Raw genomic sequence first — 8,863 nt, forward strand, 5'->3', positions numbered from 1 at the left:
AAAACGCTGTTATATTAGTTATTACGTTTTGCAATCAAATCACAAATAGATAGTAAATATTCATCTTGTAATTGCAAGGAACTAATCGCACCTTTTGCTTCTGCAATTGTTTCTTCTAAAATATCTTTTGCTCTATCTACAGTAAACAACGTTGTATATGTGCTCTTTTCATTAGAAAGATCGCTACCAATCGGTTTTCCAATCTCTTCTTCAGTTCCTTCGACATCTAAAATATCATCTCGAATTTGGAAAGCTAGACCGATATATTTGGCAAACGTAAGCAACTTTTCTTCTTGCTCTTCTGTCGCATCAGAAAGTATCGCACCCGCAAGTACAGCAAATTCAAGCAGTTTTCCGGTCTTATGTTTATGGATGTACTCCAATTCATCAATCGTAAGGCGTTTCCCTTCAGCTTCCATATCTGCCACTTGTCCGCCAACCATTCCTTCTGGTCCTGCTGCTTTTGCAAGTTCAAGTACAAGTCTTACTTTTTTTTCGGCAGAAATTTCTTTTTGCTCATATGCCATAATAACTTGAAAAGCATACGTCAATAAGCCATCTCCTGCTAAAACTGCCATCGCTTCACCAAATACTTTGTGATTTGTGGGCTTTCCTCTTCTTAAATCATCATCATCCATACAAGGTAAATCATCATGAACTAATGAATATGTATGAATCATTTCAAGAGCACAAGCTGCACCTACTCCAAGATTTCTTTCTTTCCCAAACGCTTGTAATGTTGCAAACAAAAGTAACGGGCGGAGACGTTTTCCACCCGCTTCCAAAGAATATGCCATCGCTTCACGAAGTACATTTGGACATTGTAATTCATTTGCATAGCTTACAAGTTTTTCTTCTACGAAAGTTTTACTTTCTTTCAAAAAAGTATCAAAAGCAATCGTCACTATGCTTCATCTCCTAAAGCAGTAAACGGTTCAAGCTCTCCATCTTCCCCAAGAATAACTGCCATTTGTTCTTGTACATTCTTCAGCTTCTCATCACAAAGCTTAGATAATTCCATACCTTCTTTAAAATAAGAAATCGCTTCTTCTAAAGGTACGTCACCTTGTTCTAGCTTAGAAACAAGATGCTCAAGTTGCGAAATTGCCTCTTCAAAGCTTAATTTATTTTCCATTATTCAATTCACGCTCCTCTATGCCTGATACGCTACAATCTAGTATTCCATCTTGTAATTGAACTGAAACAGCATCTCCAAGGCTTACATCTTTCACACTTTTTAACACTTGCTTCTCTTCATCATATACAAGCCCGTACCCTCTCATCATTACTTTAAGCGGACTTAACGCTTCAAGTTTTTGAGCAGCTCTTACAAAGGCAAATTCTTTCGTTTGAAGTAACGTTTGCATTTCACGTTGTAATTGCTTTTGCAACGTTTCAACAGCTACCTTCGTTTGCATAATTTTTTGAGATGGGTGGTGCTTCTCTAAATAAAATGAAAGTTGCTTTAACTGATTCACCTTTTTATCAATATAGCGCTCTTTCGCTAAAACAAGCTGTTCTAGCGCTCTATCTAATTGCTCTTCCTTTTGCTCATATACTTGTCTTGGATAACGGAACGCATACGATTTTTGCAACACTTGTAGTTTTTCTTCTTTTTTATGTACTAACTCTCTCATTGCTCTTTGCAATCTCAGAGTTCTTTGTAATACCTTTTCTTGTAACTCTATAATGTTAGGTGCTGCCAGCTCAGCTGCTGCAGTCGGTGTTGGCGCGCGTAAATCTGCAACAAAATCTGCGATTGTAAAATCCGTTTCATGGCCTACTGCCGAAATAATAGGAATTTCACTCTTAAAGATTGCTCTTGCAACCATTTCCTCATTGAAAGCCCATAATTCCTCAATAGAACCTCCACCACGACCAACGATTAGTACATCTATCTCTCCCATTTCATTCGCTGTACGAATCGCTTGTACAATCGAGGGAGCCGCTGACTCCCCTTGTACAAGTACCGGAAATACAATAACATTCCCAATTGGATAACGACGTTTAATCGTTGTTATAATATCACGAATCGCTGCTCCTGTTGGCGACGTAATCACACCTATTGTTTTAGCGTAAGGAGGAATCGCTTTTTTATAAACTTGAGAAAAAAGTCCTTCTTCTTCTAAACGAACTTTTAACTGTTCGTACGCTAAATGTAAATTCCCGACTCCGTCAGGCTGCATGTCTTGAATATAAATTTGATAAGAACCACTCGCCTCGTAAACAGAGATTTTCCCTTTCACGAGTACCTTCATCCCATTTTCAGGTTTGAATTTAATATTACGATTATGGCCCGCAAACATAACCGCTGCGATTCTTGCATTTTCATCTTTCAATGTAAAATACATGTGGCCACGGCTATGATTTTTAAAGTTGGAAATTTCACCTTTTAACCAAACAGACTGCAAATGCGGATCATATTCTATTTTTGTTTTTATATAGCGTGTTAACGCTGTAACGGTTAAATATTGCTTCTCCATTTCTCTCTCCTCATAGCCGACTCAAATTATTTACAAACGACACCTGCACGTTTGGCAGATTCAACAGTATTATGAAGAAGCATTGTGATTGTCATTGGACCAACACCCTTTGGCACAGGTGTAATGTAACCCGCAACATCTAACACATTGTCAAAGTCAACATCACCACAAAGTTTTCCTGTTTCTAAACGGTTAACACCAACGTCAATTACAACCGCTCCTTCTTTAATATAATCCGCTGTTATCATTTTAGGTCGTCCAACAGCTACGATTAAAATATCAGCTAACTTCGATAACTCTTTCATATTTTGCGTCTTAGAATGACAATATGTTACAGTGGCATTTTCATTTAAAAACAATTGTCCCACTGGTTTACCGACAATATTACTTCTTCCAATTACTACTACATGTTTTCCAGAAATATCAAGATTTGTTTCTTTTACTAATTCTACAATACCATGCGGTGTACATGGAAGGAATGTATCTTGTCCCGTCATCATACGTCCCACGCTGATTGGGTGAAATCCGTCTACATCCTTTTCTGGTGAAATTCTTTCAATGATAGCTTTTTCTTCAATATGTTTTGGTAAAGGTAATTGCACTAATATGCCATTAATACGGTCATCTCCATTTAAGCGATCGATTTCAGCAAGCAAACGTTCCTCAGTAATTGTTTCAGGAAGTTCAATTAGCTCTGAGTAAATCCCTACTTGTTCACAGCCTTTTTCTTTTCCTTTCACATAAGAACGAGATGCTGGATCTTCTCCAACTAAAATAACTGCTAATCCTGGTACAATACCTTGCTCTTTCAACTTCACAACTTCTTCTGTTAATTGTGCTCGTTTTTTCTCCGCAACTTCATTTCCTTTGATGATTACTGCTACCATTTTAAGATTCCCCCTTAAAGAATTTACAGTGTATCTTTTATATTAGATAAAACGCCGTTAATAAAACGACGAGATTCCTCATCCCCAAATGTTTTTGCAATTTCAATTGCTTCGTTAATTGTTACGTTGTGTGGAATTTCTTCCATGTACTTCATTTCATACACAGCTACACGTAAAATACTGCGATCAACAATACTAATACGCTCAAGCTTCCACTTTTTTAAGTTTTGACGAATCGCTTCATCGATTGCTTCTTTATTTTCTACAAAACCTACTACAAGTGACTCTAGAAACTCATTTGTTTCTTCGCCTTCATCCAGCGTGTTTTCCACTGCTACTTTCGGTTCTAATTCACCTGTAATATCCATTTGGTATAATGCTTGCATTGCTCTTTCTCTAGCCGTCCTACGTTTCATTGTAACTCTCCTTTATGCTTCAAGTCTTTCCTTATACTTTGTTATATTATTATAATTTATAAGCCGTCAATTCACTTACTCTTACAGTTTTCATTGATTTTCCAACCTTATAATACAATGATAATAACACAATTTATCGTTTCACACACGGGTTACAAGGCTGAAAAATAATAAAAAGATTAACTTCAAGTTCCATATCTTATCACAATGTACGTTTTTTGGAAAAACGACACATTTTCTTGTTTATTTCTTATTTTTTGAAATAGTATAATAATTAGAGGGTTGTAATTTGTGAAGAAATGAAACGATAAAAAAGATGCCTATGTTACTAGGCACCTTTTCATTCTTACACTGGTTCGATTTCTGTTTTTTGTGTTTCGAATGTTACGCCAACGATGTGAACATTCACTTCTTTTGGCTCAAGTCCTGTCATTGTAAAGAGTGCTTGGCGAATATTGTCTTGAATCTTTTGTGCAACAACTGGAATTGCTACACCAAAATACATTACAACATAAAGGTCAACGATAATATCTTCGTTTGCTAATTCAACCTTTACACCTTTACCATGATTTTTCTTACCTAACTTCTCAACAACATCTGTAGCAAAATTACCGCGCATTGCCGCTACACCTTCTACTTCAGCAGCTGCAATACCTGCAATTACTTCAATTACTTCTGGTGCAATTTCTACTTTACCAAGAGTTGTATCTTGACCCATATCTAACATATGTTCAGCCATGAAAAAAACCTCCTTTAATGTATCACTGCGTCACAAGTTCATGCTCTTCCAAAAATTTCGTATTAAACTCACCTTTTACAAAATCAGGATGATCTAGCAATTGCAAATGGAACGGGATTGTTGTATGTACGCCTTCAATGACAAATTCACTAAGTGCGCGCTTCATTTTTGCAATTGCCTCTTCACGTGTTTTTCCGTGAACAATTAATTTAGCAACCATCGAATCATAGAAAGGTGGGATTGAATATCCCGGATATACAGCTGAATCGACGCGAATACCAAATCCTCCTGGTGGTAAGTACATTTCTACTTTACCTGGAGATGGCATAAATTTTTTGGCAGGGTTTTCCGCATTAATTCGACATTCAATTGCCCAACCATTAAATTGTACTTCTTCTTGCTGTAACGATAACTTTTCTCCTGAAGCAACAAGAATTTGCTCTTTAATTAAGTCCATTCCCGTTACCATTTCAGTAACCGGATGCTCAACCTGAATTCTCGTATTCATCTCCATGAAATAAAAGGTTTTCGTTTTATATTCATAAATAAACTCAACCGTACCAGCACCTGTATAATCAACCGCTACCGCCGCTTTAACTGCCGCTTCACCCATCTGCTTGCGAATATCTTCATCAAGTGCAGGTGATGGACTTTCTTCTAATAGTTTTTGCAAACGGCGCTGAATTGTACAATCACGCTCTCCTAAATGAATGGCATTTCCGTGTGTATCTGCCATTATTTGAATCTCAACATGGCGGAAATCTTCAACGTACTTTTCTAAGTATACACCAGGGTTCCCAAAAGCGGTACTAGCTTCTTGCTGTGTAATTTGAATTCCTTTTATAAGCTCTTCTTCATGGCGTGCAACACGAATACCTTTTCCACCGCCACCTGCAGTCGCTTTAATAATAACTGGATATCCAATTTGATCAGCAAGCTCGATCGCTTCTTCGGTATTTTTAATAATCCCTTGTGAACCTGGTACAATCGGAACCCCTGCTTCTTTCATTGTATCACGAGCAACGTCTTTTGTGCCCATCTTTGAAATAGCTTCTGGACTTGGACCGATAAAAATCAAGTTACATTCACGGCATAACTCTGCGAAATCTGCATTCTCTGCTAAAAATCCGTATCCCGGATGAATAGCATCGCAGCCTGTTAACTTCGCAACGCTAATAATGTTTGTCAAATTTAAATAGCTTTCTTTCGAAATCGTTGGTCCTACACAATACGCCTCGTCTGCAATCTGTACGTGAAGTGACTCTTTATCTGCTTCTGAATAAATTGCAACTGTTTCAATATCCATTTCTTTACAAGCACGAATAATTCGTACAGCAATTTCCCCACGATTGGCTATTAATACTTTTTTTATCATCACAAAGACTCCCTTATTACGCTTTTACAAGAAATAGCGGTTGTCCATACTCAACAAGCTGTCCGTTATTAACAAGAATTTCAACAATTTCGCCCTCTACATCAGCATCAATTTCGTTAAATAACTTCATAGCCTCGACAATACATACGATAGAATCTTTCGATACTCTATCCCCAACACTTACATATGGAGGTGTATCAGGCGAAGAAGAAGAATAGAATGTACCTACCATCGGTGATGTGATTTTATGTAGGTTTTCATTTTGAACAGCCTTCTTCTCTTCTTGTTTTGGCGCTTCTGCTTGTGCTGCTGCTACTTTCGTTTCAACTTCAACAGGCGCTACTGGTTGCATAGCTTGTTTTGCTGCAGGTGCTTGCACAGCAACAACTTCATTACCACGCTTTTTCATTTTGATTGTTGTACCGTCTTTTTTGTATTCAAATTCATCAATATTAGAGCTATCAATTAATTTAATTAATTCGCGAACTTCTTGAATTTTAAACATGTAAAATCCACTCCCATACTCTTGTTTGTCCCGTTTTTACAGATTCTCGTCACGAAAACTAGATTGACTGTAAAAATACGATGTATTCTATTAGAAAATATATTTCATTAACTAATAGAAATATTTACTATTTCCATCTTACGATAAATTTTTTAAACATTCCAATTTATATTTCTTTATAATAAATCGAAACTCCTGTAAAAATATTATTCCAATAAAAATTTAATACCTAGTAATAATACCAAGTTTCACACGAAATTGGCAAGACCACTTCTTAAAAAACATTCACTACTTTTTCAAAACGTTACACAGCAAACATGCCATCCCCTCTCCACTCTTCACCACATCTATAGTCAACAACATATTTTTACCAAATATTATTTTTTTGTTTACACGCCATTCATCATTCCTTCATATAAGAATAGTATGTTCAAAGTGTAGAAAATATATTGTGTCGAGGTGTGGAAATATGATATGGCTCATTCTCTTTTTACCTGCCGTAATCGTTTGGGCATGCGTTCTTTGCATCCACGTCAAATCCGGAAAAAGTAATCATCAGTACCATGAACCATTAATCTTTTACTCACAACGTGTTTCTCCATTCCGAGTTGAACATAGTAAAAATAATTACAAAGACGAAATAGAAAAAAGCTATCGAAAATGATAGCTTTTTTCTATACACACGTTTACTTACATACTCTATTTTACTATTTGCATACCCTTTGCTTAGTAAAAGATAATAATCCGTAGGGAAATCCCTACGGATTAAGGTTTCACTTATTTCGCTGGTGGATCAAATTTCACACCTACATCTTTTGATCCGCCTTCACTTCTTACAAGTTGAATAATTTTATTTGCTTCTTTCTGTGAATGTTTTGCCGCTTTAACCGTTACTTTAATATCAGTACCATCAGCTCTTACAAGAGCATCTGGATATCCTCCTTGAGATTTAATTACTGTCTCAAGTAATTCTTGCTTCGTTTCCATTGTCGTAATGGCATCAAAATTTTCTTTCGCTTTATTCTTTTCTGTTGCTGAAGCTTTTGTTGAACTCATCACTTCTTGTAATTTTGCTTTTTGTTCACTACGCTGATCTTCCATTTGCATACGTAAAGCTGTGAAATTCTCATCACTTGATTGAACTGATACATTGCCCTCTTTTTTACTTGTTTCTTTTTTTGCATTTTCTTTTTTGTCTGTTTCTTTATTTATTGTTTCTTTGCTTGTATTTTCTTTTTTCGGAGTTTCTTTAGGCGCTTCGTTTGTTACTGCTTTATCAGTACCTTGTTTTTCTTGTCCAATCTTTTCACCTGTTGCTGGCGATGCTGTATTCATTTTGTCAGGAGTTGTCACGTAATACACAGATAGTACAACAACTAAACTTAACATCGTTAATAACCAAACTGTTTGTTTTTTTAACACTTTATTTCCTCCCTATCAATTTTTCGGTGAAACTGAAACGCGATGGGCCGGTACATCTAGCAGCCTTATCACAGCTTCTTTTACCATTGCTTTAACTTGTATATTATCCACTCCCTTTGCTACGACAAGAACACCACGTACTTTCGGCTTCTCTGTTCGTAAAACAACAGGAGTTTCTTTATCCCCTTCACGTATAATGACAGTCTTTTCATCAAGAGACTCGTCCTCTACTTCTCTCTTACCGCCTGTTTTATCTGTTTCACCTGTTGTTTGTGAGCGTTTCACTGTATTTTTTTCTAAAATTTTTTCTTCAGATGAATCTAAATTCACTTTAATCGTTACGTCTTTTACTCCTGCTATTTCTTCTAAAGCAGTTTTTAATTCTTGTTCATACGCTTTTTCATATTTTTCTACATTTGACATACTATCATTACTTTTTTGTCCGAAAGTTGGTACGTCTTTTTCTTGGTTTTGAGTTTTTTGTTCTTTAAATACAGGTACTTCTTCTTTTTTACTTGAAAAGAGACTACTAGAAAACATAAGCAAAATTCCAAGTATGAGTAGGACAAGTAAAAACTTAGGTGTTACCTTTTTACCCTTCTCGTTGCTTTCTTTTTGATCCCCATTCAATAAGTTTCGAAAAAATGAGAACTTCGAATTTTTATCTTTATTGTCCATTTACTCTACCTGTCCTCCCTTCCATTTGAACTTGGATTTGTTTACCCTCTAGTTGCCACCTGCTTGAAAAGAAATCTTTCATTTCTCCATTCGTTTCTTCCACTTTTTTTGGAGGCTCTTTCGTGTTAATTTCAATTGGCTTTACTGTTTCGATTGCATCATTTTTACTACGTTCTTTTTCTTTCAACGTCACAACAACAGATTGAATATCTTTCGCTGACTTTACTTCTTCTATATTTTCTGCTGCGACTATTTGTATTTCAGAGACAGCCATACCATACTTTTTCTCAAACTCTTTTCCTACTTCTTTTTTCATTTTGGTAGCCATCTCTTCTAAACTATATGCACGTGTTAGAGC

The 8,863-nt window shown here is 36.2% G+C and carries 12 protein-coding genes; 1 reads left to right on the forward strand and 11 read right to left on the reverse strand.

All coding sequences use genetic code 11. The features are described 5' to 3' along the window. Nucleotides 1-14: 14 nt before the first annotated feature. The 8 genes from ispA to accB form a co-directional block, all read right to left on the reverse strand. The gene (gene ispA, locus GBN78_RS15015; protein ID WP_000150374.1) at nt 15-905 is read right to left on the reverse strand and encodes a (2E,6E)-farnesyl diphosphate synthase; all 891 of its coding nucleotides are present in this window, start codon (nt 903-905) and stop codon (nt 15-17) included. Continuing rightward, complete coding sequence (gene xseB / locus GBN78_RS15020) at nt 905-1,135, reverse strand: exodeoxyribonuclease VII small subunit (protein WP_000428423.1); 231 nt, start codon at nt 1,133-1,135, stop codon at nt 905-907. Before xseB ends, ispA begins: the two co-directional genes overlap by 1 nt. Beyond that, nucleotides 1,125-2,483, reverse strand: a complete 1,359-nt coding sequence (gene xseA / locus GBN78_RS15025; RefSeq protein WP_000415249.1) for an exodeoxyribonuclease VII large subunit — start codon at nt 2,481-2,483, stop codon at nt 1,125-1,127. The genes xseB and xseA overlap by 11 nt, the downstream gene beginning before the upstream one ends. 26 nt (nt 2,484-2,509) lie before the next feature. After that, nucleotides 2,510-3,370, reverse strand: coding sequence for a bifunctional methylenetetrahydrofolate dehydrogenase/methenyltetrahydrofolate cyclohydrolase FolD (gene folD / locus GBN78_RS15030; RefSeq protein ID WP_000226732.1), 861 nt, complete (start codon nt 3,368-3,370; stop codon nt 2,510-2,512). 23 nt (nt 3,371-3,393) lie between these two features. Then, complete coding sequence (gene nusB, locus GBN78_RS15035) at nt 3,394-3,786, reverse strand: N utilization substance protein NusB (RefSeq protein ID WP_000830247.1); 393 nt, start codon at nt 3,784-3,786, stop codon at nt 3,394-3,396. A 346-nt stretch (nt 3,787-4,132) separates the two neighbouring features. Next, nucleotides 4,133-4,525, reverse strand: a complete 393-nt coding sequence (locus tag GBN78_RS15040) for an Asp23/Gls24 family envelope stress response protein (protein ID WP_000807630.1) — start codon at nt 4,523-4,525, stop codon at nt 4,133-4,135. A gap of 22 nt (nt 4,526-4,547) precedes the next feature. Beyond that, nucleotides 4,548-5,900 carry an acetyl-CoA carboxylase biotin carboxylase subunit gene (gene accC / locus GBN78_RS15045; protein WP_061138960.1) on the reverse strand — a complete coding sequence of 451 codons (1,353 nt, stop codon included), beginning with the start codon at nt 5,898-5,900 and terminating at the stop codon, nt 4,548-4,550. Nucleotides 5,901-5,916: 16 nt separating this feature from the next. After that, complete coding sequence (gene accB / locus GBN78_RS15050) at nt 5,917-6,405, reverse strand: acetyl-CoA carboxylase biotin carboxyl carrier protein (RefSeq protein ID WP_000472859.1); 489 nt, start codon at nt 6,403-6,405, stop codon at nt 5,917-5,919. A gap of 469 nt (nt 6,406-6,874) precedes the next feature. Here accB and GBN78_RS15055 point away from each other — a divergent pair, with 469 nt between their 5' ends. Continuing rightward, entirely contained in the window at nt 6,875-7,069 is a 195-nt protein-coding gene (locus tag GBN78_RS15055; protein WP_002000935.1) for a hypothetical protein, read from the forward strand. Nucleotides 7,070-7,182: 113 nt separating this feature from the next. Here the strand turns inward: GBN78_RS15055 and GBN78_RS15060 are convergent, their stop codons facing one another. The 3 genes from GBN78_RS15060 to GBN78_RS15070 all read right to left on the reverse strand — a co-directional run. Then, nucleotides 7,183-7,827: a SpoIIIAH-like family protein gene (locus tag GBN78_RS15060; RefSeq protein ID WP_152127493.1), complete on the reverse strand. Its 645-nt coding sequence runs from the start codon at nt 7,825-7,827 to the stop codon at nt 7,183-7,185. A 15-nt stretch (nt 7,828-7,842) separates the two neighbouring features. Further along, nucleotides 7,843-8,505 carry a stage III sporulation protein AG gene (spoIIIAG, locus tag GBN78_RS15065; RefSeq protein ID WP_000368890.1) on the reverse strand — a complete coding sequence of 221 codons (663 nt, stop codon included), beginning with the start codon at nt 8,503-8,505 and terminating at the stop codon, nt 7,843-7,845. Then, on the reverse strand, nt 8,495-8,863 hold a 369-nt coding region (locus tag GBN78_RS15070), incomplete at its 5' end, for a stage III sporulation protein AF (protein ID WP_193224739.1). The genes spoIIIAG and GBN78_RS15070, both read right to left, overlap by 11 nt.

Origin of the sequence: Bacillus sp. B2-WWTP-C-10-Post-4 (genome assembly GCF_009183805.1) — a bacterium.
Taxonomy (GTDB): domain Bacteria; phylum Bacillota; class Bacilli; order Bacillales; family Bacillaceae_G; genus Bacillus_A; species Bacillus_A cereus.

Bases quoted from the DNA above. Each gene is read 5' to 3' on its own strand.
- xseB (WP_000428423.1), bottom strand. From the start codon at position 1,135: ATGGAAAATAAATTAAGCTTTGAAGAGGCAATTTCGCAACTTGAGCAT.
- xseA (WP_000415249.1), bottom strand. From the start codon at position 2,483: ATGGAGAAGCAATATTTAACCGTTACAGCGTTAACACGCTATATAAAA.
- folD (WP_000226732.1), bottom strand. From the start codon at position 3,370: ATGGTAGCAGTAATCATCAAAGGAAATGAAGTTGCGGAGAAAAAACGA.
- nusB (WP_000830247.1), bottom strand. From the start codon at position 3,786: ATGAAACGTAGGACGGCTAGAGAAAGAGCAATGCAAGCATTATACCAA.
- GBN78_RS15040 (WP_000807630.1), bottom strand. From the start codon at position 4,525: ATGGCTGAACATATGTTAGATATGGGTCAAGATACAACTCTTGGTAAA.
- accC (WP_061138960.1), bottom strand. From the start codon at position 5,900: ATGATAAAAAAAGTATTAATAGCCAATCGTGGGGAAATTGCTGTACGA.
- accB (WP_000472859.1), bottom strand. From the start codon at position 6,405: ATGTTTAAAATTCAAGAAGTTCGCGAATTAATTAAATTAATTGATAGC.
- GBN78_RS15055 (WP_002000935.1), top strand. From the start codon at position 6,875: ATGATATGGCTCATTCTCTTTTTACCTGCCGTAATCGTTTGGGCATGC.
- spoIIIAG (WP_000368890.1), bottom strand. From the start codon at position 8,505: ATGGACAATAAAGATAAAAATTCGAAGTTCTCATTTTTTCGAAACTTA.